Raw genomic sequence first — 22,631 nt, forward strand, 5'->3', positions numbered from 1 at the left:
ATGGAACGAGTGCGGACCGCGACCGCGCAGCGCGTCGCGTACGACTGCGACGTGCTGGTGATCGGCGGCGGAATCGTCGGCCTGTCGACGGCGTACGCGATCACGCGCGCCGCCCCGGGCACCCGGGTCACGGTCCTGGAGAAGGAGCCGGGCCCGGCCCGGCACCAGACGGGCCGTAACAGCGGCGTCATCCACAGCGGCGTCTACTACCGTCCGGGCTCCCTGAAGGCCCGCTACGCGGTGCGGGGCGCCGCCGAGATGGTCAAGTTCTGCGCCGAGTACGGCATCGCCCACACCGTCACCGGCAAGCTGATCGTCGCCACCCACCGCTCCGAGCTGCCCCGGCTGCACGCCCTCGTGCAGCGCGGCCGGGAGAACGGCATACCGGTCCGCGAGCTGGGCGCGGCGCAGATTCCGGCGTACGAGCCGGAGGTGCGCGGCCTCGCCGCCATACACGTCGGCACGACCGGCGTCTGCGACTACGTCGCCGTGGCCCGGCACCTGGCACGGGCCTCGGGCGCCGAGATCCGCTACGGCGCGCGGGTCCGGCACATCGACCGGCGCCCGGGCCTCGGAGTGGCCGTCCGCACCCGCTCCGGGGACGTGCTCCGGGCCCGCGTCCTGGTCAACTGCGCCGGCCTGCACTGCGACGAGATCGCCCGGACGACCGGGGACGACCCGGGCATGCGGATCGTCCCCTTCCGGGGCGAGTACTACGAGCTGGCCCGTCCCGAGCTGGTGCGGGGCCTGGTGTATCCGGTGCCGGATCCGGCGTTCCCGTTCCTCGGGGTGCATCTGACCCGCGGCATCGACGGGGGCGTCCACGTCGGGCCCAACGCGGTGCCGGCGCTGGCCCGGGAGGGGTACGGGTGGGGCGTGGTGCGGCCCGGCGAGCTGGGCGGGACGCTGGCCTGGCCGGGCTCGTGGCACATAGCCCGGCGGCACTGGAGGTACGGAGCGGGCGAGCTGCGCCGGTCACTGTCCAAAAGGGCGTTCACCACCGCCGTACGCAGGCTGCTGCCCGGCGTCACGGAGGACGACCTGGTGCCGGCGCCGGCCGGGGTGCGGGCGCAGGCGGTGCTCGCGGACGGGACGCTGGTGGACGACTTCCTCATCCGCGAGGGCGCCCACGCCGTCCACGTGCTGAACGCGCCGTCCCCCGCGGCGACGGCGGCGCTGCCGATCGGCCGGGAGGTCGGCCGCAGGGCCCTGGCCGTGCTCGGAGGCGCGTGACCCGGGCGACCGACCGTAAAATCGGGTGCACTGTGTCTGATTTCCGCAGCGCTTCCGACGCTCCCCAGCCAGCCGCCCCCCATGCCGGCGCCTCCCCGGGGCACGCCCGTGCCAAGGGCGAGCCCCGTTTCCCGGACGGTCCGAAGGCCGACCCGGCCGGGTCGCACTTCGAGCGGCGGATCCGGAGTTTCCAGCCTCGGCGCAGCCGGGTGACCACCGGGCAGGCGGACGCCCTGCAGCGGCTGTGGCCGACGTGGGGGCTGGACGTCGACGGGCAGCGGGTCGTCGACCTCCCCGAGCTGTTCGGGAACGACCGCCCCGTCGTCCTGGAGATCGGTTTCGGCATGGGCGAGGCCACCGCCCGGATGGCCGCCGCCGACCCGGACACCAACCTCCTCGCCGTGGACGTCCACACCCCCGGCCAGGGCAACCTGCTGGCTCTCGCGGAGCGCCAGGGCCTGTCCAACATCCGGGTGGGCAACGGCGACGCGATCATCCTCCTGCGCGAGATGCTCGCCCCCGGCTCCCTCGCCGGGCTGCGCGTCTACTTCCCCGACCCCTGGCCCAAGAAGCGGCACCACAAGCGCCGCCTGATCCAGCCGGAGTTCCTCACCCTGGCCGCGACGCGGCTGGCGCCGGGGGCCGTCGTGCACTGCGCCACCGACTGGGAGCCGTACGCCGAGCAGATGCTGGAGGTGCTCACCGCGCACCCCGGCTTCGAGAACACCGTGCCGGACGGTGGCTTCGCGCCGCGTCCCGCGCACCGGCCGCTGACCCGTTTCGAGGGCCAGGGACTGGACAAGGGGCATGTGGTGAACGACCTGCTCTTCCGCCGCGTACAGCACCTCGCGCCGCACCCCGCGGCACCCGGCGACCAGCGCCCGGAACAGCACCGCGTTCAGCACACGGAACAGTACGGGGAACGGCACCGGGGCCGGCACGAGGAGCGGCGGCCCCCCACCGGTTAGGGTCCATGCCGTGGCCACCTGTCCCCCGTACCCGACGCGTCCGCCCACACGTCCGCGTCCGCACTGGTGGCAGCACCCCTGGGTCCGCTACGGCGCGCTGGTCACCCTGCTCGCGCTCTCGGGTCTGGTGATCCTGGCCCTGGTGCGCGAACAGACCGGCACCCAGGGGTTCCTGGTGGGGCTCGGCCTCGCGGTCCTCCCCGTGCCCCTGCTCATCGCCGCGTTCCGCTGGCTGGACCGGGTCGAGCCCGGCCCCTGGCGGAACCTGCTGTTCTGCTTCGCCTGGGGCGCCTGCGCGGCGGCGCTGATCGCGATCGTCGCCAACAGCTTCGCGACGAGATGGATAGCGACCGCCACCGCGGACCCGTCCGGCGCGGACACCCTGGGAGCCACGGTGATAGCCCCGGTCGTCGAGGAGTCCGCCAAGGCCGCCGCCGTCCTCCTGGTCTTCGTCTTCCGCAGGCGCGACTTCAGCGGCATCGTCGACGGCGTGGTCACAGCCGGCGTCACCGCCACCGGGTTCGCCTTCACCGAGAACATCCTCTACCTGGGCAACGCCTTCGGCACCGACCAGCTCACCGGCGGCGGCATCGCGTCCGTCACCGCGGCGACCTTCTTCGTCCGCATCGTGATGTCGCCGTTCGCCCATCCGCTCTTCACCGTGCTCACCGGCATCGGCTTCGGCCTCGCCGCGCTCACCACGGGCCGCGACCGCCCACGCCGTGCCCTGCTCCCCCTGACCGGCCTGCTGCTCGCGATGGGCACGCACGCGCTGTGGAACGGTTCGGCCGCCTTCGGCGAGTACGGCTTCTTCGCCGTGTACGCGGCGTTCATGGTCCCGGCCTTCGGCCTGCTGACCTGGCTGGTGATCCGGGCCCGGCAACGCGAACTGCGCTCCGTGCGCACCGAGCTGCCCGTGTACGTCCTGGCCGGGTGGCTGTCGCCCGCGGAGCCGTACGCGCTCGGTTCGATGCGCGCCCGCCGCATCGCCCGCCGGCACGCCCGCCGGTACGCCGGGAAGGAGGCGGCACGGGCGGTGGCCCGGTACGAGGCGTACGCGACCTCGCTGGCGTTCCTGCGGCAACGGGGGCGCCGGGGCGGGGCGGGCGCCGACTTCGCCGTACGGGAGCGGGAGCTGCTGGAGGCCCTGTGGCACCGGCGCGGGGCGGCCCGCCCGGCCCTGGACCACGCGGCCCGGGCCACGGCACCGCCCGTGCCGCGCCCGCCCGGGTACGGCCCCGGCCCGTACCCCGGCCACGGCCCCTACGGCCACGCCCCCCTGGCTCCGGCGTGGTACCCCACCCCCCAGTACCTCCCGTACGCCCCGCCCGGCCCCTACCGGCCGTAGGCCTCCGCGTCCAGGGCGTCCTCGGCTGCCGACGACCGTCCTCGATGTTCAGGGCGGACGGACCCGGGTACTCGGAGGACCGGTCGGCCCCGGTGGCGAGGACGACGTCACCACGGCCGCCGTCGGCCCGCGGAGAAGTCGCGTCCCGCGTCAGCGAACGCGGCGGGTCCGCAGGGGCATGGAAGCGGGTGCGGCACGCGCGAACCGGCAGCCCTGACGTCGGGGGGTCGCCGTCAGGACCGCCGGGGGCCCTTGGGGCCGTGAAAGGGTCCGGTCAGGGGGTCAGGCCCTTGCTCTGCAGCCAGGCCATCGGGTCGATCCCGCCGCCGTCGGCGGTGTGGACCTCCATGTGGAGGTGGGCGCCCGTGACGTTGCCGGTGGCGCCGACGCGGCCGATGACGTCACCGGTGTTGACCTTCTGGCCGACGCTGACGCTGATGGACGACTGGTGGGCGTACCAGATCTCCGTGCCGTCGTCGAGGGTGAGCACCGTCTTGTAGCCGTACGAGCCCTCGTAGCCGGCGGACGTGATGGTGCCGCTGTGGACCGCCTTGAGCAGCGTGCCCGTGGGGGCGGCGAAGTCGAGGCCGGTGTGGTAGCCGGAGGACCAGTAGGCGCCGGCCTGGCCGAAGCTGGAGGAGATGGTGTACGAGGAGGTCGGCAGCGTGTACTGCTCGGCCAGCTTCGCGAGCCGCTCGGCCTCGGCCTTCTTCGCGGCCTCCTCCTCCGCCTTCTTCTTGGCGGCGGCGGCCTCGGCCTCGGCCTCCTTCTCCGCCTTGGCGGCTGCTTCCGCCGCCTTCTTCTCGGCGGCTGCCGCGGCCTCGGCCGCGGCCTTGGTCTCGACCTGGGCCTGCTGCTGCTCGGCCTGCGCCATGATCCGGGCCCGCAGCGTCTCACCGGCGTCGGTGGTGCCCTGCGCGGTGTCGGCGGTCGCGGTCGCGCCGATGCCGCTGAGCGGGGTGGCGGAGCCCTCGGGCTCCGGCTCCTCCTCGTCGGCGATGAGCGAACCGACGTTGGGCAGGTCCGGCATGGAGATCGAGACCGGCGGCTTGCCGGTCTGCGCGCTGGCCATGCCGCCCGCTCCGACGGCGGCTATGACACCGACGCCGAGGACGGTGGAGCTGCGGGCGAGTCCGCCGCGCTGCTTGGCCACGCGGTGCCGGCCACGGACGGGGCGGATGGATTCCGCGGTGGGATTCCACTCCTCCCAAGGGCCCTCTTCGGTGCGGTGACGGTCGTGACCGAAGGTGTCGGTGTCGTGCGTGCTCGGCACGAACGGGGCCTCGGGGGCAGGCCGGTTGGACGCCACGTGGGCGTACTCCTTTCCTTCCTTTCGCCTACCGGGTTAGCTGACGGGTTCGGAGCAGGAAGGTCTCCTACGCGCGTATACCCGCCGTGTCTCCACGGCGTCATACGCCCGATTCACCCCAATGTGGTGGTTCCCCGGTTCCCTTGCGGGATTCGGCGCGTGCGCACGGAGCCGCCTTCTGTGACGGCTGGGACGACCGCGCTGCGTTATCGAACGTTAATAGACGCGGGGCTCGGATTCCAAGCCGTTCCTCTTGATCGTTAACGGATCCGGCCGTGACGTACACCTCACGACCGGTGAAAACCGGGCGAGTTGACCCGCCCTCGGTATTCCCCTTCACGCCACGAGTTTCTGATGGTGTGTCAGTTGTTACGCGGAGGGGGGTCGTCACGTCACCGCTCGTGACAACGATCAAGGTCGTCGTCTCAGGGACGCCGTACGGCGAGCAGCGCCATGTCGTCCGCCATCCCGCCCCCGGAGTGCCGGCGCACGTCCTCGGCCAGGGCGTCGAGCAGTTCCCCCGGATGCCGGAAGGCGCAGCCGGCCAGCCGCTCCTGCGGATCGTAGAACTCGCCCCGGGCGTCCCGGGCTTCCGACAGTCCGTCGGTGTACAGCAGCAGGGTGGCCCCGCCGGGGAAGACGTCCTCCTGCGCCCGGTCGGGCCACACGCCCAGCTCGCCCATGCCGAGCGGCAGCGCCGACTCCCGGGCGGGCAGCGGGCGCAGGGTGCCGTCGGCGTACAGCAGCAGCGGGGGCGGGTGACCGCGGTTGACGATGCGGACGACCCCGTCGCCGTGCGGGAGTTCGGCGAGTACGGCGGTGGTGAACCCCTCGAAGGCGTCCAGCCCGCCGCGCCGGGTGCCCTCGCGCGCCAGCGCCCGCTCCAGGCGCTGTGCCACCGCTTCCAGGCTCGCCTCCTGCTCGGCGGCCTCCCGGAAGGCGCCGATCACGACGGCGACGGCGGCCACCGCGCCCATGCCCTTGCCGCGCACGTCCCCGACGATGAGCCGCACGCCCCGTGAGCTGTCCTGCACCGCGTACAGGTCGCCGCCGATGAAGGCGTCCGCCTGCGCGGCCTCGTAGCAGGCGGCGATCTCGAAGCCGCCGATCCGGTCGGCGGGCTCGGGCAGCACGGCGCGCTGGGCGGCCTCGGCGATCTCGCGGACGGTGACGAGGCGCTCCCCGGTGCGGCGGACGAAGGCGTTGACGAGGACGGCGAGTGCGGCGACCGTCGCGATGGTGATCAGTTCGGTGAGGGAGTCCACGTAGTGGGCGACGCCCTTGCTCAGTTGCAGCCCGACGACGGCGGCGACCACGGCGACACCGGTGAGCGCCGTACCGCGCCGTGAGTAGACCGGGGCGGCGACCAGGGGCGCGGCCGTGTAGAGGGGACCGGCCGTGAAGTACCTCGGGGTGAAGATGTCGTACAGGACGGCGACGACGATCAGCAGCACGGGGAGCAGGCGCACCAGGGTCCGCCCGTACGGTATCCGCCGCCGGCGCCCGGTCCCGGTGGACGGCGCCGGCTGCGCCCGGTGTCCGAGGCCCGGGTCGGGCACGGGATCGCCGGGGAGCCGGCCGCCGGCCCTGGCGTACGCTCCCTCGTCGTCCACGTCACCTGGCCGCACCACTCGTCTCCCGCCACCCCGAACGTCCGCGCCGTTTGTCGTCCCGCCTCCAGGTTTCCCGGAGCGGGGGCGGGCGGCGAGCCGTGAGGGCCGACCGGGTGAACGCACCGAAGGCCGGAATCCTCAAGGATTCCGGCCTTCGGTCTTCAGTAGCGGGGACAGGATTTGAACCTGCGACCTCTGGGTTATGAGCCCAGCGAGCTACCGAGCTGCTCCACCCCGCGCCGTTGTGTCTCCACTGTACGTCATCCGGGGGGCTGAATGCACATCCGTGTCCCGCTACCCCTCCAGATGGCGGTTCGGCGCCTTCGCCCGCTGCTCGTACTCGGGCAGTACGACGACGACGGCGCCCCCGGCGGCGAGCACTCCGCTGCCGTCCGCCCCCGGCACGAAGGTGTCCGGCTCCCGCCAGGCCGTGACCACGCGCCGTACCCCGGCGTCGAGGATCAGCCGGGCGCAGGGCGCGGGCCGGGAGGCGCGGCGGGCGCACGGCTCCAGGCTGCTGTAGACGGTGGCGGTCGCGAGCCGCGGGTCGGCGGGGTCGGCCTTCGCGAGCGCCGCCTCCTCGGCGTGCACGACGGGGTCGCTCCCCTCCCGCGAGTGCCCCCGCGCCAGCTCGCTCCCGTCGGCGGCGACCACGACCGCCCCCACACTGAACGCCGTCCCGGACGGCGGGCACAGCTCGGCCAGCTCGCAGGCGAGCGCCAGCCAGTGCCGGTCGGCGGCGGTGACGCGGTCACCGGTGCCGGGGGCGGTGGGCAGGTACCGCGTCAGCACCACGTCCTCGATGCGCCGCGACTCCACCAGCCGCAGCCGCCCGCCCTGGTAGGCGCCGGGTCCGAACAGCCGGGGCGCGTCCGGATCCCCCACGAACAGCGGCGCGAGGACGAGCTGGAGTTCGTCGGCGAGTTCCTGCTGCAACAGCTGGGTGTGCACGGTCCCGCCGCCCTCGACCATGAGCCGCCGTACGCCTCGCCGGTCGTGCAGGTACTCCAGCGCCGCCCGCCAGTCGAGCGCGGCACCGAGCGGCACGACGTCGGCGGCGAGCCCCAGCGCGTGGGCATGCCGGGCCCCCTCGTCCGTGGTGAGGAGCACCTTCTCCCCTCCCGTGTGCCAGAACGCCGCCGCCGGGTCCAGCTCGCCGGTGGCGCTGACCGTCGCCTTCAGCGGGTACTCCGCCTCCCCGGCCGCGACCCGGGCCGCCCGCCGCTCGTCGGAGTTCACCAGCAGCCGCGGGTTGTCGGCCCGGATCGTGCCGGCGCCGACGAGGATCGCGTCGACGGAGGCCCGCACCTCGTCGACGCGGTCGAAGTCGGCCGGGGAGGAGAGCAGGAGCCGGTCGGGGCCGGTGTCGTCCAGGTAGCCGTCGAGGGAGACGGCGGCGGAGAGGAGGACGTAGGGGAGGGGCATCAGGGGCGCTCCATGGGAGGCGTGGACGTTGTCCGGGGCGATCGGTCCTTGACCGTCACCAGTTCAGCACGGGCCTCGTCGACCATCTCCCGGACCGACTCCGGCAGCGCTTCGCGGTCCGCCAGAGCGTCAAGCCGCCAGTCCGTCTGCCGAGCCGGCCCCAGGAACTCATCGGTCACTGGCCGGGCTCCGTCTGCCGCACCCGGTGCCGGATCTGCGAGGCCTCTTCGAGCAACTCCTTGGCCTCGACGACTCGGTGGAATCCGCCGCACGGTGGTGGAGATCAGCCATGTGTGCGTCGAGCGCCGGATCGCGAGCGATCGCGTACTCGGCCCACCAGCGGGCCATGAACGCGGGGAGAGGACCGATGTCGAAGGTGTCGGCGATCGCCCACTTCCAGTGCTCGTCGAAGTCGGGCAGCAGCTGGGGAGCGTACTGGGCAATGGCAGCGCGCAACGCCTCTGGATTCCGCTCGGGCATGCGAGGAACGACCGGCGTCGGTTCTGCGGCGTGTGCGGTCATGACCGGACGTACTCCTCTACGCTCCTTCGGCGCTCTGTGCCTACGCGACGATAATCCGTCCCGACAACCCGGGTGTCAGCTCAGATGGCGTCGGTGCCGTCGTCCGCTTCGGGCAGGCGTCGGCCACGGGACTCCGCGACCCTCAGCGCGTCGGCTAGGCACTCCGTCAGCCGGATCGCGGTGTAGCGGACCTCGGCGTTCGGGGACACGGGGTCGTCCAGCAGATGGCGGGCGGAGCGGAGCACGTCCAGTCCTTCGGTGAGCTGCCGGGCCTCCGTCTCGTCGGCGAGGCGCGACACGATCCCGCTCCCGTCGCCGGGGGCGAGGAAGCAGGGCTTGCCTTCCGGTGACAGCCAGGGCAGGAGCCGTAGCGCGGTGTACGCCGTCATCAGGCGGCCGCCTTCCGCGCGCCGACGACGTGCTGATCGAGGTCGATGCCGAAGTCGGCGGCGAGCACGAGGGCGAGGCGGCGGTGCCGCCGGCGGTCCTGCTCCTGTTCCTGCTCGTGGGCGGTGAGGTAGGGGCGGACGAGGCGGGATGCGGTGCCGTCGAGGGGGAGGTGACGGCAGTACGGGGAGTGGTGGAGGGGGAGGCGCGCGGGGGCGGTGCTGGGGAGGGGGCGGGGGCGCGGGGTGCTGCCCGCGCGGTGGGTTCCGGTGCCCGGGCCGAAGAGAAGGCCCAGCCAATGGGCGAAGCGGTGGATAAGGTCGTGCATGTCGACGCTCCTCGTAAGCGTTGGCCGTGCCCCGGGAGGTCTAGCCACCTCGCCGGGGTCTTTACGTGCCCGAGGCTAACTTGGAGGACAGCCCTCTACATACAAGTACAGAGGGATCCACTCGAATGGGGAGGTCAAAATGTGCATACGTTGGACACGTGAGCGATACAGAGCACACGGCAGCCTTGGACCCGATGAGCGCGAGGCCGCTCTACGTCCAACTCGCCGACGTCATCACGAAGAAGATCGAGTCGGGGGAACTGGCACCGGACAGGCCCATCCCCTCGGAGAACCATCTCGCCGACGAGTACGGCGTAGCCCGACTCACCGCGCGCCGTGCCGCGCAGGAACTCCGCGAACGGGGACTCATCGTCACCGTGCGCGGCAAGGGATCGTTCGTCGTGGAGCGGCCGCCCACCAGCGCCCCCGCCAACGACGAGGACAAGCCCACCAGCTGACGGCCCCGGGGCGGGGCCGCCCGTACCGCCGCTTGACTCTCCAGGGACTGGAGACCGGAGCGTGTGCGTCATGAACGGCGCGACGCCCCCGCACTCGATCGGTGAACTGTCGGCCCGCACCGGCGTGCCGGTACGGACGATCCGGTTCTACTCGGACACCGGCCTGCTGCCACCCACTCACCGCACCCCGGCCGGCTACCGCCGTTACAGCGACGCGGCCCTGAGCCGGCTCCACCTCATCTGCGTCCTGCGGGAGCTGGACGTCGACCTCGCCACCGTCCGCCGCGTCCTGGACGGCGACCTCCCCGTCGCCGAGGTCGCCGCCGCGCACGCCGACGCCACCGCCCTCCAGATCCGCGTGCTGCGAACGCGGCAAAGCATGCTGCGTCTCGTTGCCCAGCGCGGCTCGAGCATCGAGGAGACAGTTCTCATGCACCGCCTCTCCCGCCTCACCTCCGACGAACGACGGCGCATGGTGGCCGACTTCATCGCCGACCTCAGCACCGACACTCCCCGCGCCCGCAGCGGTGCCGCCGCCCTGCGCACCGCCCTGCCCGATTTCCCCGACGTACCGTCCGACGCGCAGCTCGCCGCGTGGGTGGAGATCGCCGAACTCATCGCCGACGACGGCTTCCGCGCGCGCATGGCGCAGGCGGCGGTCCCGCCCGCCGACGAGGACGCCCTGCCGGGTGTGGCTCCCGAGGCGGTGGCGGAGCTCATCCCCTTCGTCAGACAGACCGTCGCCGCCGCGAGGGCCGCGGACATCGACCCGGACGGTGACGATGCCGTCCCGTTCGTCGACGCCGTCGTGGAGCGCTTCGCCGCCACCCTCGGCCGCCCTGACGGCACCGAACTGCGGGAGTGGATGGCCCGGCAGTTCGAGGCGGGACACGACCCGCTCGTCGAGCGGTACTGGCGCCTGGTCTGGATCGTCAACGACTGGCAGGTGGTTCCCGCGCACCTTCCCTTCCAACCCTGGATGGTCAAGGCCCTGCGCCGCCGGGACTTGCCGTAAGGGGCGCTCGCGCTCACACACGAGCCCGGAAACGAGTCAGCGCCCGGGTCGGCCGAAGCCGACCCGGGCGCTGTGCGGCAGGTCAGAGGGCGTGCGCCCGCCTGCGAACCGTAGGCCCTGTGGGACTCGAACCCACAACCAATGGATTAAAAGTCCACTGCTCTGCCAATTGAGCTAAGGGCCCCTGGGGTGTTGTGTGATGGTGCCACACCGAGCATAGCCCGACGCGGCCGGGAGGCCGATCGGGTATCGGGGTTCCGGCCGCGTCGTGCCGGTCTCGGGGGGGCACGGGTTAGGGGTCGACCGGCTCGGGGGCGTTCGCGCGGGCGGCGGCGCGGGCCCGGGTGCGTTCGTGGTCGGGGTTGAGGAACCAGTGCCGGGCCGACGCCAGCCACCAGGTCGCGGCGAAGCCGAGGACGGCCAGGACGGCGACCGGCGCATAGTTGAAGGTCTCCCGGGTGACCGGGGAGACCTGCGGCAGCATGAACAGGACCGTGATGAAGCAGACCCACGCCACCGCCACCACGCCCACCGCCCGCGACCAGCGGCCCAGGTGCCAAGGGCCCCGCTCGAAGGCGGCGCCCTTGCGCACGCGCAGCAGGGTCGGGATGACGTAGGCGATGTAGAGGCCGATGACGGCGATCGACGTCACCGCCGCGTACGCCGTGACGTTGATGAGGTAGGGCAGGCCGAGGAGCAGTGCGGACAGCGCGGCCAGCCAGACCGCCGCGACCGGCGTGCGGGTGCGCGGGTGGACCGAGTGCCAGACGTGGGAGCAGGGCAGCGCGCCGTCGCGCGAGAAGGCGTAGATCATGCGGCTGTTGGCCGTCACCGACGCCATCCCGCAGAACAGCTGCGCTCCGATGACCACCAGCAGGAGCAGTTTGCCGGCGGTGGCGCCGAGCGCGTCGAGCAGGATCTGCGCGGGCGGCGCGCCGGTCGGGGAGGTAAGGGCCCCCTCGTAGGACTGGATGGCGAAGGTGAAGCCGAGGAGGAGGACGAAACCGGCGATCCAGGACGTCCAGATGGAGCGGACGATGCCCTGCGGGCCGGCCGTGGACGCGTCGCGCGTCTCCTCGGTCATGTGGGCGGAGGCGTCGTAGCCGGTGAAGGTGTACTGGGCCATCAGCAGGCCGAGCAGGACGACGTAGACGCCGCTGCCCCAGCCGGTGTTGTTGACGAACTCGCCGAAGACGAAGGACGCCGACTGGTGGTGGTCCGGCGCGAAGGTCAGCGCGCCGACGATGACCGCGACACCGACGACGTGCCACCAGACGCTGATGCTGTTGAGCAGGCCGACGATGCGGACGCCGAAGGTGTTCAGCAGGCCGTGGAGGACCAGGATGGCCGCGAAGAGCAGGATCGTGCGGCCGGGGGTGACCTCGAAGCCGAACTGGAGGTTCAGGTAGGCCCCCAGGAAGGACGCCGCGCCGAAGTCGATGCCGGCGGTCACCGCGACCTGGCCCAGCACGTTGAACCAGCCCGTGAACCAGGCCCAGGCGGCGGCCGTGCGGGGCGGCGCGAGACGGTGCGCCCAGAAGTACAGGCCCGCCGAGGTCGGGTACGCCGAGCAGATCTCGGCCATCGCCAGGCCGACGAAGAGGGTCATCAGGCCGACGGCGACCCAGCCCCACGTGATGACGGCCGGGCCGCCCGTGTTCATGCCGAACAGGTAGAGGGTCAGGCAGCCGGAGAGGACCGAGATGATGGTGAAGGAGACCGCGTAGTTGGAGAACGCCGACATGCGGCGGGCCAGGACCTGGGTGTAGCCGAGCTGGGCCAGCCGTTCCTCGTCCGAGAGCCCGCCCGCCTTGGCGTCGTCTGTCATGCCCCCAGCATTTCCCCTGCGGAACACGTGACATGCGTCACTCCACGGCCGAAAGCGAAACGCCGTGGCCCCCACCCGGAGGGGGCGGGGGCCACGGCGCTCGGTGCGTGCTGTCTCGGCAGCCGCCGCTCAGCCTCTCAGCCGGTCGGCCGGCAGCGGTCAGCCGTTGCGCTTCCAGCGCGGCTTGTCGTCACGGCGGCCGAAGGAGGAACCGCGGTGGTCGTCACGGCGGCCGTACGGGCGGTCGTGACCACCGGAACGGAAGCCGGGACGGTCGCCCTGACGGTCCCGGTTGAACGGACGGTCACTGCCGGGACGGTCGCTCTGACGGTCGCGGTTGAACGGACGGTCACTGCCGGGACGGTCGCCCTGACGGTCGCGGTTGAACGGACGGTCACTGCCGGGACGGTCGCCCTGACGGTCCCGGTTGAACGGACGGTCACTGCCGGGACGGTCGCCCTGACGGTCCCGGTTGAACGGACGGTCACTGCCGGGACGGTCGCCCTGACGGTCCCGGTTGAACGGACGGTCACTGCCGGGACGGTCGCCCTGACGGTCCCGGTTGAACGGACGGTCACTGCCGGGACGGTCGCCCTGACGGTCCCGGTTGAACGGACGGTCACTGCCCCGGTGTCCGCCGCGGTCGTCACGACGCTCGAAGGAACGCCCACCACGGTCACCGCCACGGTCGCCCCGGTCGTCACGGCGGAAACCACCACGGTCACCACCGCGGTCGTCACGACGCTCGAACGAACGCCCACCACGGTCACCACCGCGGTCGCCCCGGTCGTCACGGCGGAAACCACCACGGTCACCACCGCGGTCGTCACGACGCTCGAACGAACGGCCACCACGGTCGTCACGACGCTCGAACGAACGCCCACCACGGTCACCACCGCGGTCGCCCCGGTCGTCACGGCGGAAACCACCACGGTCACCACCGCGGTCGTCACGACGCTCGAACGAACGCCCACCACGGTCGTCACGACGCTCGAACGAACGCCCACCACGGTCGTCACGACGCTCGAACGAACGGTCACGGCCGTTGCCGCCGCTCCGCTCGGTCCTCTCCACGTCCCGCGCGCCCGGCTGCTCGGGCAGCGAGACCTCGGCCCCGGAGACCGCCGCGGCCACCTCGGCCTGCACCGTCTCCGGGTCCTCGCCGCGCTCCCGCGCGACCCGGGCGACCAGGCGGTCCGCCTCCTCGCGCAGCTCGGTCGCACGCCGCTGGGCCCGCTCCAGCTCCTTGGTGAGCTGGGTGACCTCGCGCTCGGCCTGCTGCGCCGCGTTGCCCGCCGACTCGGCCTGGACCTCGGTCATCGACCGGGCCCCGGTGATCTCGGCGACCTCCGGCTCGAAGGCCGCGCCGCCCTGGATGATGTGGCGCGTGGCGTCGACGCCCGCGTCCTCCATCAGCCGGAAGATCTGGCGCCGCTGGTGCGGCAGGGAGAGGGAGACGACGGTGCCGGTACGGCCGGCGCGTGCCGTACGGCCGGCGCGGTGCAGGTAGTCCTTGTGGTCGCCGGCCGGGTCGACGTTGAGCACCAGGTCGATGCCGTCGACGTGGATGCCGCGCGCGGCGACGTCGGTGGCGACCAGGACGTTGACGTACCCGTCCTTGAAGTCGGCCAGGGTGCGGGTGCGCGCGCCCTGGGTCATGCCGCCGTGCAGCGCGTCGGCCTTCACGCCCGAGTCGCGCAGCTGCTCGGCGACGCGGTCGGCGCCCAGCTGGGTGCGGACGAAGATGATGGTGCGGCCCTTGCGGGAGGCGATGGCCGCGGTGACCGGCGCCTTGTCCTTGGGCTTCACGACCAGGATGTGGTGCGACATGGTCGTCACGGCGCCCTGGGCGGCGTCGACCTCGTGGCTGACCGGGTCCTTCAGGTACCGGTCGACGAGGGTCTTGATCTCGTTCTCCATGGTCGCGGAGAACAGCATCCGCTGGCCGCCCGCCGGGATCTGGTCGAGCAGCTCGGTGACCTCGGGCATGAAGCCCAGGTCGGACATCTGGTCGGCCTCGTCGAGGACGGCGATCTCCACGTTCGCCAGGGAGCAGGCGCCACGGTTGATGATGTCCCGCAGGCGGCCCGGCGTGGCGACGAGGACGTCGACACCGCGCTCCAGGGCGTAGATCTGGTTGCCCATGGAGGTACCGCCGCAGACGACCTTCATCTTCAGGCCGAGGACGTCGCCGTACGGCTGGAGCGCGTCCGCGACCTGCATGGCCAGCTCACGGGTCGGCGTCAGGATGACGGCGCGCGGCTTGTGCTTCTCGGTGCGGCCGCCGGCCAGCGTGGCCAGGGTCGGCAGACCGAAGGAGAGGGTCTTGCCGGAGCCGGTGCGGCCCCGGCCGAGGATGTCCTTGCCCTCCAGCGCGTCCGGGATGGTCGCGGCCTGGATCGGGAAGGGGGAGGTCACGCCGTTCTGCGTGAGCTTGCGCACGACGCCCTCGGGGAGGCCCAGAGAGGCGAAGGTGACCTCGGGGACCTCAGGGACCTCGACGGCCTCGGGGGTCACAGAGGCCTCGACGGCCTCGGGGGTCACGGAAGCCTCGACGGCCTCCGGTGCGCCCTCTACGCCTTCGGCGTTCTCGGGCACGACGACGTGATCAGTACTGATGATGGACATGCGAATGCGAAACCTTCCGGAGTCTCTCGTCGGCACGCGCCCGTCAACTCCGTGAATCGCGATTCGCAATACGACCGCCTCGATGCGGTCCACCACGGCAAAGGAGAGTACGCGCCACACGGCGCGCTCTGCGGTGGCGCCGGGCAAATGGGATCAAACGATCTACCACCATACGCACCCCCCACCCCCGAAGGCAAACCGAGTAGCACATGCCCAGGTCAGCCGGGCTGCCGACCCTGTCACCAGCCCCCGCCCGCGCCCCGCCCCTCTCCGTCTCCGTCGCACCGCCCCTCCGCCGTTCACCTCTACACCGGCACCCCGGCCTCGGGGGCCGGCTCCCGCTGCGCCAGCTGCGTCCCCGGGGGCTCGTGGGCCGACGAGGACGGTTCCGGTGTGGGCTCCGGCGTCGGTGAGGCGGGCGGTTCCTCGGTCGGGGTCGGCTCCGGCTCAGCCGTGCGCGTGGGCTCCGGGGGCTGCGTCCGGGTGGGCTCGGGCTCGTCGTGACCGCCCCCCGCCGGCGGGGTCCCGGTCGCCGGCCCCGGCGGTGAGGACGCGGGGGACGCGTCCGCGCCCTTCCCGTTCCGGTCCCGGCCCTCGTCCTCGCCGTCGCCGTCGCCCTCGTCCTCGCCCTTCCTCCCCTTGCCGCGTCCGCGCCGCTCGTCGGCGGCCGCCGCGCCGTACCCGGCGTTCCCGCCCGTCGCCGCCGGGCCTCCCTCGGACACCTCACCGCCCCGCTCCCCGGTGGAGTGCGACGGTCCGGCACCCCCGCCGGACGCGCCGTCGCCGACGCTCATGCAGCCGGCGGCGGCGGCGACGGCCACGGCCGTGGCGGCCAGACGGACGGGCAGGTACAAGGGGCGCACGGGCGGCCACCTCCGGGGGTCAGGAGTCGCCGTGCCCAACTCCCGTCACCCGCAAGAGGACACGCGCCGCGCCCCACGGACTTGACCCGAGCGCGTCACCCGTACCCGAGAGCGTGCAGCCTGGCGTCGTCGATCCCGAAGTGGTGCGCGATCTCGTGGACCACCGTGACCTCCGTCTCCGCGACGACGTCCGCGCGCGTCTCGCAGAAGCGCAGCGTCGGTCCCCGGTAGATGGTGATCCGGTCCGGCAGCACGCCCGCGTACCACTCCCCGCGCTCGGTCAGCGGCGTCCCCTCGTACAGCCCGAGCAGCTCGGGATCGTCCGCCGGCGGCTCGTCCTCGACGAACACCGCGACGTTGTCCATCAGCCGCGTCAGCTCCGGCGGGATCCGGTCCAGGGCCTCGGCGACCAGTTCCTCGAACTCCTCGCGCGTCATCTCCAGCACAGGCCCATTGTCGGGTACGACCGTGGAGTACGACACAGCCGTCCCGCGGGTTCCCCGCACACCGCCCCGCGCGGCGGTCGCGCGCCGCCGCCCGCATACCCGCCCCGAGGCCCGGGCATACGGGTCCAATGGCCCGCCGCCCCGCCGCAGTCCCGCACGTCCTGGCCGAGGTGATGAAACCCATCCGCAACGCCCCGCACGCCACCCGCCACCGCCGCCGCACCCGCCGGGCGGCCACAGCGGTCGAGCTCGCCCCCCGGTCGCGCCCCTGGACCCGGGCCGCCGGCCTCGTCGCCGTCGTCCTGCTCGGAGCCTGGCTGGGCCTGCTGGTCGTGGGCGACGTCCGCGTCCCCGTCGGCCCCATGAACACGACCATGACCCTGCGCCCCTCCGTCTCCGGCGGCACGAAGATCAACGTGTCCCCGCTGGGCGCCCTCCGGCTCGACAGCCACGTCGCGCCCGTCCGGCTCGACGTCAACGTCGACCAGCTCGACCCCGACCGGGCCCAGGCCCTGGTCGACCACCCCGAACGCCTCTCCGGCCTCCAGGACGAGGTCGCCCAGGACGTCGAACGCGGCACGCTCGACCTCGCCGTCCGCTCCTGCGTCGCCGTCGTCACCGGAGCCACCGCCCTCGGCCTCGCGGTCTACCGCCGTCCCCGCCCCGCCCTGGCCGCCGGCGGCATGGCCCTCACCCTCCTGGTCGTCTCCGGCGGCTCCGCCTACGCGACCCTGAACCCCGACTCCGTACTGGAACCGAAGTTCTCCGGGCTGCTCTCCTCCGCGCCCTCCCTGGTGGGCAACGCGCGCAGCATCGTGACCGAGTTCGACGTCTACCAGAAGGAACTGGCCCGCCTGGTCACGAACGTGACCAAGCTGTACGACGTCACGTCCACCCTCCCCGCCTACCAGCCCGACCCGACCACGATCCGCGTCCTGCACGTGTCGGACATCCACCTCAACCCGGCGAGCTGGAAGATCATCGCCTCGCTGGTGGAGCAGTACAAGGTGAACGTGATCGTCGACTCGGGCGACACGATGGACCACGGCACCGCCGCGGAGAACGGCTTCCTGGACCCCATCGAGGACCTCGGCGCCCCCTACGTCTGGGTCCGCGGCAACCACGACTCCCACGCCACCCAGGAGTACCTGAAGGGCCTGAAGAACGTGCACGTCCTGGACGGCGGCCTGGCCCGGAACGTCGCGGGCCTGCGCTTCGCGGGCATCGGCGACCCGCAGTTCACCCCCGACCGCTCCCGGCCCGCGGGTGCCGAGGCGTCCCAGGAGCTGGCCGGCGCCCGCCTGGCCTCGGCCCTGCGCGACCAGCGCACGATCGGCACCCCCGTCGACGTCGCCGTCGCCCATGAACCGTCGGCGGCCCGCGAGGTCGACGGCGAGGTGCCGCTGGTGCTCGCCGGGCACGTCCACCGCGACCACATGGAGGTCATGAAGTACGGCACCCGCCTGCGCATCGAGGGGTCCACCGGCGGCAGCGGCCTGCGCGCGGTCGAGAGCGAGCACCCCGACCCGATCCAGGCGTCGATCCTGTACTTCGACCGGGACAGCCGACGGCTCCAGGCCTGGGACCAGATCAAACTCGGCGGCCTGGGCCTGACGACGGCCGAGGTCAGCCGCCACCTCCCCGAGGAGAACCAGCCCGGCGCCACTCCGTCCCCCACGGGCGCGACCCCGTCCCCCACCGGCACGGGCCCTTCGCCCACGGGCACGAGGCCGTCCCCGACCGGCCCGACCCCCGGCCCTCCGTGAAGCGTTTTGGCGATACCTCCCGCCATCCCATATGCTTCTCACGTCCCCGACGCGCTGAGAAGCGCCCAGGCGGGCCGATAGCCCTCATCGTCTAGCGGCCTAGGACGCCGCCCTTTCAAGGCGGTAGCACGGGTTCGAATCCCGTTGGGGGCACGCAGTACGGTGTGCGACACTGTCGTACACGAGCTTGGTCCTGTGGAGCAGTTTGGAGTGCTCGCCACCCTGTCAAGGTGGAGGCCGCGGGTTCAAATCCCGTCAGGACCGCTGAGGTTTCACGTGAAACCTCATGGCTGGGTAGCTCAGTTGGTACGAGCGATCGCCTGAAAAGCGATAGGTCGCCGGTTCGACCCCGGCCCCAGCCACATTCAACCCCCGTCGGGATCATCGACGGGGGTTTTGTGTTGCCCGAGGGACGGGAGGGCCGGAAGGAAATCGTTCGCCAGGATTTTCCCGGGGATGAGATCCTGGAACCCGTATGTCTACGCACCCCGCCCTCGGCACCCTCGCTCCCCGGCTGACCGAACTGTCCCTGCGCGACGCGCACCGGCTCGGTCGACGGCTCGAGGGTGCGCGGAGGATCCGCAAGCCGGAGGCCCGTGCCGCCGTTCTCTCCGAGATCGAGGCGGAGGTGGCCAAGGCCGAGCAGCGCATCGGTGAGCGTCGGGCCCGTGTGCCTGCCGTCACCTACCCCGAGCAGCTGCCCGTCAGCCAGAAGAAGGACGTGATCGCGGAGGCCATCCGCGATCACCAGGTCGTCATCGTCGCCGGCGAGACGGGGTCCGGGAAGACCACCCAGATCCCGAAGATCTGCGTCGAACTGGGCCGCGGCGTCCGCGGCATGATCGGCCACACGCAGCCGCGGCGGATCGCCGCCCGCACCGTCGCCGAGCGGGTCGCGGACGAGATGGACACCCCGCTGGGCGAGGCCGTCGGCTGGAAGGTGCGGTTCACCGACCAGGTGAACCCGGACGCCACGTTCATCAAGCTGATGACGGACGGCATCCTGCTCGCCGAGATCCAGACCGACCGCGAGCTGCGCGCCTACGACACGATCATCATCGACGAGGCCCACGAGCGGTCCCTCAACATCGACTTCCTGCTGGGGTACCTCGCCCAGCTGCTGCCGAAGCGGCCGGACCTGAAGGTCGTCATCACGTCGGCGACCATCGACCCCGAGCGCTTCTCGCGGCACTTCGGTGACGCGCCGATCATCGAGGTGAGCGGCCGGACGTACCCGGTGGAGGTGCGTTACCGGCCGCTGCTGGAGGAGGACGGCGACGACGCCGACCGGGACCAGATCACCGCGATCACCGACGCCGTCGAGGAGCTGATGGGCGAGGGGAAGGGCGACATCCTCGTCTTCCTCTCCGGGGAGCGGGAGATCCGGGACACCGCGGACGCGCTGGAGAAGAAGAAGTACCGGTTCACCGAGGTGCTGCCGCTGTACGCACGGCTCTCGCACGCCGAGCAGCACCGCGTCTTCCAGCAGCACACCGGGCGACGGATCGTGCTGGCGACCAACGTCGCCGAGACCTCGCTGACCGTCCCGGGCATCAAGTACGTCATCGACCCCGGCTTCGCCCGGATCTCCCGGTACAGCCACCGCACCAAGGTCCAGCGGCTGCCGATCGAGCCGATCTCGCAGGCCAGCGCCAACCAGCGCAAGGGCCGCTGCGGCCGGACCAGCGACGGCATCTGCATCCGGCTGTACTCCGAGGACGACTTCGCAGCCCGCCCGGAGTTCACGGACGCGGAGATCCTCCGTACGAACCTCGCCTCCGTCATCCTGCAGATGACCGCGGCCGGCCTCGGCGACATCGAGAAGTTCCCCTTCATCGACCCGCCGGACCACCGCAACATCCGCGACGGTGTGCAGCTCCTCCAGGAGCTGGGCGCCCTGGACCCGGCGCAGAAGGACGTGCGCAAGCGGCTCACGGACACCGGCCGGAAGCTGGCGCAGCTGCCCGTCGACCCGCGGCTGGCCCGGATGGTGCTGGAGGCCGACAAGAACGGCTGTGTCCGCGAGGTCATGGTCATAGCGGCGGCGCTGTCCATCCAGGACCCGCGGGAACGCCCGGCGGACAAGCAGGCCCAGGCCGACCAGCAGCACGCCCGCTTCAAGGACGAGACCAGCGACTTCCTGGCCTTCCTCAATCTCTGGCGGTACGTGCGCGAGCAGCAGAAGGAGCGCGGTTCGTCGTCCTTCCGCCGGATGTGCAAGCAGGAGTACCTCAACTTCCTGCGGATCCGCGAGTGGCAGGACATCTACACGCAGTTGCGCACGGTCGCCAGGCAGATGGGCATCCATCCCGGCGACGAGGACGCGCCGGACGACCGCGTGCACGTGTCGCTGCTGGCCGGGCTGTTGTCCCACGTCGGCATGAAGGACGTGAAGGAGGGCGCGAAGAACGAGTACCTGGGTGCGCGCAGCGCCAAGTTCGCGATCTTCCCGGGATCGGCGCTCTTCAAGAAGCCCCCGCGCTTCGTGATGTCCGCCGAGCTGGTGGAGACCTCCCGCCTCTGGGCCCGCGTCAACGCCCGGATCGAACCGGAGTGGGTCGAGCCGCTCGCCGGACACCTCCTCAAGCGCACCTACAGCGAGCCGCACTGGGAGAAGGACCAGGCGGCCGTGATGGCGTACGAGAAGGTCACGCTGTACGGCGTGCCGATCGTGGCCCAGCGCAAGGTGAACTACGGGCGGATCGACCCGGAGGCCAGCCGGGAGCTGTTCATCCGCAGCGCCCTGGTCGAGGGCGACTGGCGCACGCACCACAAGTTCTTCGCGGACAACCGCCGGCTGCTGACCGAGGTCGAGGAACTGGAGCACCGCGCCCGGCGCCGGGACATCCTGGTCGACGACGAGACGCTGTTCGACTTCTACGACCAGCGGGTGCCCGAACACGTCGTCTCCGGCGCGCACTTCGACTCCTGGTGGAAGCACAAGCGGCACGAGCAGCCCGACTTCCTCGACTTCGAGCGCGAGATGCTCATCAACGAGAAGGCGGGTGCGGTCACCAAGGACGACTACCCCGACTCGTGGCGCCAGGGGCCGTTGAAGTTCCGGGTGACGTACCAGTTCGAGCCGGGCGCGGACGCCGACGGTGTGACCGTGCACGTGCCGCTCCAGGTGCTCAACCAGGTCACGGACGAGGGCTTCGACTGGCAGATCCCCGGGCTGCGGGAGCAGGTCGTCACGGAGCTGATCCGGTCCCTGCCCAAGCCGATCCGCCGCCACTACGTCCCGGCGCCGAACTACGCGCAGAGGTTCCTGGAGCGGTCCGTGCCCCTCCAGGAGCCGCTGACGGTGACCATGGCGCGGGAGCTGAAGCGCATGGTGGGAGTGCCGTTCGACGCGGAGGACTTCGACTGGTCGAGGGTGCCGGACCACTTGAGGATCACCTTCCGGATCGTCGACGAGCGGCGCCGCAAACTGGCCGAGGACAAGGACCTGGAGGCCTTGAAACTCCGGCTGAAGCCGAAGGCGCGCAAGGCGCTGTCACAGGCCGCGGCGGCCACCGCGGAGCGCAGCGGCGGCGAGTCCCTGGAGCGCGCGGGGCTGACGGACTGGACGATCGGCACGCTGTCGCGCGTCTTCGAGACGCGCCGGGCGGGTCAGCCGGTGAAGGCGTACCCGGCGCTGGTCGACGACGGCGACACGGTCTCCGTGCGTCTCTTCGACACGGAGGCCGAGCAGGCGCAGGCGATGTGGAAGGGCACGCGCCGGCTGATCCTGCGCAACATCCCGGTGAATCCCGCGAAGTTCGCGTCCGAGAAGCTGACCAACCAGCAGAAGCTGGGGCTGTCCGCGAATCCGCACGGCTCGATCCAGGCGCTGTTCGACGACTGCGCGACGGCGGCGGCGGACCGGCTGATCGCCGACTTCGGAGGACCGGCGTGGGACGAGGAGTCGTACCGGAAGCTCTACGACAAGGTCCGCGCGGAGATCGTCGACACGACCGTCCGTACGGTGGGGCAGGTGCAGCAGGTGCTGGCGGCCTGGCAGGCGTGCGAGCGCCGTCTGAAGACCGTGCGGAGCACCGTGCTGCTGGCGAACCTCCAGGACGTGCGGGGGCAGCTGGACGCACTGGTGAAGCCCGGCTTCGTCACCGAGGCGGGGATCAAGCGGCTGCCCGACCTGATGCGGTATCTGATCGCCGCGGACCGGCGGCTGCAGCAGATGCCGACCGGCGCCCAGCGGGACACCTCGCGGATGGAGAAGGTCCACGAGATGCGGGACGAGTACGCGTGGCTGCTGGAGCAGATGCCGCAGGGCCGGCCGGTGCCGCGGCAGGTGCGGGAGATCCGCTGGATGATCGAGGAGCTGCGGGTCAGCTATTTCGCGCACGCGCTGGGCACGGCGTACCCCGTCTCCGACAAGCGGATCGTGAAGGCGATCGACGCGCTCGCGCCGTGACGGCGCCCTCACGGGGGGTGAGTTCGCCCCAGGGGCTCGCCCTCCTGTAGAGTCTCTTCTCGCAGCGCAACGCAGGAAAA

General features: G+C 71.9%; 18 protein-coding genes, 5 tRNA genes and 1 riboswitch. Of the genes, 10 read left to right on the forward strand and 13 right to left on the reverse strand.

Annotation, left to right across the window (positions count from 1 at the left end; all coding sequences use genetic code 11):
* Genes lhgO through ACVV2G_RS06640 form a run of 3 tightly spaced genes read left to right on the forward strand, consistent with a single transcriptional unit; the run spans position 1 to position 3,549 of the window.
* A complete protein-coding gene (gene lhgO, locus ACVV2G_RS06630) occupies positions 1 to 1,233 on the forward strand; it encodes an L-2-hydroxyglutarate oxidase (RefSeq protein WP_453841655.1) in 1,233 nt (410 codons plus the stop codon).
* Between the two features lie 32 nt (positions 1,234 to 1,265).
* Positions 1,266 to 2,201 carry a tRNA (guanosine(46)-N7)-methyltransferase TrmB gene (gene trmB, locus ACVV2G_RS06635; RefSeq protein ID WP_453841656.1) on the forward strand — a complete coding sequence of 312 codons (936 nt, stop codon included), beginning with the start codon at positions 1,266 to 1,268 and terminating at the stop codon, positions 2,199 to 2,201.
* A 10-nt stretch (positions 2,202 to 2,211) separates the two neighbouring features.
* Entirely contained in the window at positions 2,212 to 3,549 is a 1,338-nt protein-coding gene (locus ACVV2G_RS06640; RefSeq protein ID WP_453841657.1) for a PrsW family intramembrane metalloprotease, read from the forward strand.
* 274 nt (positions 3,550 to 3,823) lie between these two features.
* On the opposite strand, the gene ACVV2G_RS06645 is transcribed toward ACVV2G_RS06640, so the two are convergent.
* The 8 genes from ACVV2G_RS06645 to ACVV2G_RS06680 all read right to left on the reverse strand — a co-directional run bounded on the left by ACVV2G_RS06645 (position 3,824) and on the right by ACVV2G_RS06680 (position 9,133).
* A complete protein-coding gene (locus tag ACVV2G_RS06645; protein WP_453841658.1) occupies positions 3,824 to 4,858 on the reverse strand; it encodes a M23 family metallopeptidase in 1,035 nt (344 codons plus the stop codon).
* 10 nt (positions 4,859 to 4,868) lie between these two features.
* Positions 4,869 to 5,026, reverse strand: a riboswitch (cyclic di-AMP (ydaO/yuaA leader).
* A gap of 257 nt (positions 5,027 to 5,283) precedes the next feature.
* Positions 5,284 to 6,471, reverse strand: coding sequence for a PP2C family protein-serine/threonine phosphatase (locus ACVV2G_RS06650; protein ID WP_453841659.1), 1,188 nt, complete (start codon positions 6,469 to 6,471; stop codon positions 5,284 to 5,286).
* A 165-nt stretch (positions 6,472 to 6,636) separates the two neighbouring features.
* A tRNA-Met gene (locus ACVV2G_RS06655) sits at positions 6,637 to 6,710 on the reverse strand.
* A gap of 55 nt (positions 6,711 to 6,765) precedes the next feature.
* On the reverse strand, positions 6,766 to 7,896 hold the full coding sequence (locus ACVV2G_RS06660) for a dihydrofolate reductase family protein (protein WP_453841660.1): 1,131 nt from the start codon (positions 7,894 to 7,896) through the stop codon (positions 6,766 to 6,768).
* Positions 7,896 to 8,075, reverse strand: coding sequence for a hypothetical protein (locus ACVV2G_RS06665; RefSeq protein WP_453841661.1), 180 nt, complete (start codon positions 8,073 to 8,075; stop codon positions 7,896 to 7,898). The genes ACVV2G_RS06660 and ACVV2G_RS06665 overlap by 1 nt, the downstream gene beginning before the upstream one ends.
* Positions 8,065 to 8,418: a DUF6247 family protein gene (locus ACVV2G_RS06670; RefSeq protein ID WP_453841662.1), complete on the reverse strand. Its 354-nt coding sequence runs from the start codon at positions 8,416 to 8,418 to the stop codon at positions 8,065 to 8,067. The genes ACVV2G_RS06665 and ACVV2G_RS06670 overlap by 11 nt, the downstream gene beginning before the upstream one ends.
* 80 nt (positions 8,419 to 8,498) lie before the next feature.
* Positions 8,499 to 8,807 (reverse strand): hypothetical protein, encoded by a 309-nt coding sequence (locus tag ACVV2G_RS06675; protein ID WP_453841663.1) that lies wholly within the window; start codon positions 8,805 to 8,807, stop codon positions 8,499 to 8,501.
* Positions 8,807 to 9,133, reverse strand: coding sequence for a hypothetical protein (locus tag ACVV2G_RS06680; protein ID WP_453841664.1), 327 nt, complete (start codon positions 9,131 to 9,133; stop codon positions 8,807 to 8,809). The genes ACVV2G_RS06675 and ACVV2G_RS06680 overlap by 1 nt, the downstream gene beginning before the upstream one ends.
* A gap of 194 nt (positions 9,134 to 9,327) precedes the next feature.
* On the opposite strand from ACVV2G_RS06680, the gene ACVV2G_RS06685 reads away from it, so the two are divergent.
* Together ACVV2G_RS06685 and ACVV2G_RS06690 are read left to right on the forward strand one after the other, a co-directional pair.
* Entirely contained in the window at positions 9,328 to 9,591 is a 264-nt protein-coding gene (locus tag ACVV2G_RS06685) for a GntR family transcriptional regulator (protein WP_453842040.1), read from the forward strand.
* 70 nt (positions 9,592 to 9,661) lie between these two features.
* Positions 9,662 to 10,606: a MerR family transcriptional regulator gene (locus ACVV2G_RS06690; protein ID WP_453841665.1), complete on the forward strand. Its 945-nt coding sequence runs from the start codon at positions 9,662 to 9,664 to the stop codon at positions 10,604 to 10,606.
* Positions 10,607 to 10,717: 111 nt separating this feature from the next.
* Here the strand turns inward: ACVV2G_RS06690 and ACVV2G_RS06695 are convergent.
* The 5 genes from ACVV2G_RS06695 to ACVV2G_RS06715 form a co-directional block, all read right to left on the reverse strand.
* Positions 10,718 to 10,790, reverse strand: a tRNA-Lys gene (locus tag ACVV2G_RS06695).
* Positions 10,791 to 10,898: 108 nt separating this feature from the next.
* Positions 10,899 to 12,434 (reverse strand): amino acid permease, encoded by a 1,536-nt coding sequence (locus ACVV2G_RS06700; RefSeq protein WP_453841666.1) that lies wholly within the window; start codon positions 12,432 to 12,434, stop codon positions 10,899 to 10,901.
* A gap of 159 nt (positions 12,435 to 12,593) precedes the next feature.
* Positions 12,594 to 15,062 carry a DEAD/DEAH box helicase gene (locus ACVV2G_RS06705; protein ID WP_453841667.1) on the reverse strand — a complete coding sequence of 823 codons (2,469 nt, stop codon included), beginning with the start codon at positions 15,060 to 15,062 and terminating at the stop codon, positions 12,594 to 12,596.
* A 305-nt stretch (positions 15,063 to 15,367) separates the two neighbouring features.
* Complete coding sequence (locus ACVV2G_RS06710; RefSeq protein ID WP_453841668.1) at positions 15,368 to 15,925, reverse strand: hypothetical protein; 558 nt, start codon at positions 15,923 to 15,925, stop codon at positions 15,368 to 15,370.
* A 95-nt stretch (positions 15,926 to 16,020) separates the two neighbouring features.
* Positions 16,021 to 16,371, reverse strand: coding sequence for a metallopeptidase family protein (locus ACVV2G_RS06715; RefSeq protein WP_453841669.1), 351 nt, complete (start codon positions 16,369 to 16,371; stop codon positions 16,021 to 16,023).
* 128 nt (positions 16,372 to 16,499) lie between these two features.
* On the opposite strand from ACVV2G_RS06715, the gene ACVV2G_RS06720 reads away from it, so the two are divergent.
* From ACVV2G_RS06720 to hrpA, 5 genes are all read left to right on the forward strand, one after another.
* Positions 16,500 to 18,137, forward strand: coding sequence for a metallophosphoesterase family protein (locus tag ACVV2G_RS06720; RefSeq protein WP_453841670.1), 1,638 nt, complete (start codon positions 16,500 to 16,502; stop codon positions 18,135 to 18,137).
* Positions 18,138 to 18,217: 80 nt separating this feature from the next.
* Positions 18,218 to 18,290: transfer RNA gene (locus ACVV2G_RS06725), tRNA-Glu, on the forward strand.
* 36 nt (positions 18,291 to 18,326) lie between these two features.
* A tRNA-Asp gene (locus ACVV2G_RS06730) sits at positions 18,327 to 18,401 on the forward strand.
* A gap of 24 nt (positions 18,402 to 18,425) precedes the next feature.
* Positions 18,426 to 18,499, forward strand: a tRNA-Phe gene (locus ACVV2G_RS06735).
* Positions 18,500 to 18,612: 113 nt separating this feature from the next.
* Entirely contained in the window at positions 18,613 to 22,551 is a 3,939-nt protein-coding gene (hrpA, locus tag ACVV2G_RS06740; protein WP_453841671.1) for an ATP-dependent RNA helicase HrpA, read from the forward strand.
* The last annotated feature ends 80 nt before the right edge of the window (positions 22,552 to 22,631 follow it).

The organism is Streptomyces sp. JK94 (assembly GCF_053613315.1).

Coding starts and splice junctions, on each gene's coding strand:
- lhgO (WP_453841655.1), top strand. CDS start 1: ATGGAACGAGTGCGGACCGCGACCGCGCAGCGCGTCGCGTACGACTGC.
- ACVV2G_RS06660 (WP_453841660.1), bottom strand. CDS start 7,896: ATGCCCCTCCCCTACGTCCTCCTCTCCGCCGCCGTCTCCCTCGACGGC.
- ACVV2G_RS06670 (WP_453841662.1), bottom strand. CDS start 8,418: ATGACCGCACACGCCGCAGAACCGACGCCGGTCGTTCCTCGCATGCCC.
- ACVV2G_RS06675 (WP_453841663.1), bottom strand. CDS start 8,807: ATGACGGCGTACACCGCGCTACGGCTCCTGCCCTGGCTGTCACCGGAA.
- ACVV2G_RS06680 (WP_453841664.1), bottom strand. CDS start 9,133: ATGCACGACCTTATCCACCGCTTCGCCCATTGGCTGGGCCTTCTCTTC.
- ACVV2G_RS06685 (WP_453842040.1), top strand. CDS start 9,328: ATGAGCGCGAGGCCGCTCTACGTCCAACTCGCCGACGTCATCACGAAG.
- ACVV2G_RS06690 (WP_453841665.1), top strand. CDS start 9,662: ATGAACGGCGCGACGCCCCCGCACTCGATCGGTGAACTGTCGGCCCGC.
- ACVV2G_RS06700 (WP_453841666.1), bottom strand. CDS start 12,434: ATGACAGACGACGCCAAGGCGGGCGGGCTCTCGGACGAGGAACGGCTG.
- ACVV2G_RS06705 (WP_453841667.1), bottom strand. CDS start 15,062: ATGTCCATCATCAGTACTGATCACGTCGTCGTGCCCGAGAACGCCGAA.
- ACVV2G_RS06720 (WP_453841670.1), top strand. CDS start 16,500: ATGGCCCGCCGCCCCGCCGCAGTCCCGCACGTCCTGGCCGAGGTGATG.
- hrpA (WP_453841671.1), top strand. CDS start 18,613: ATGTCTACGCACCCCGCCCTCGGCACCCTCGCTCCCCGGCTGACCGAA.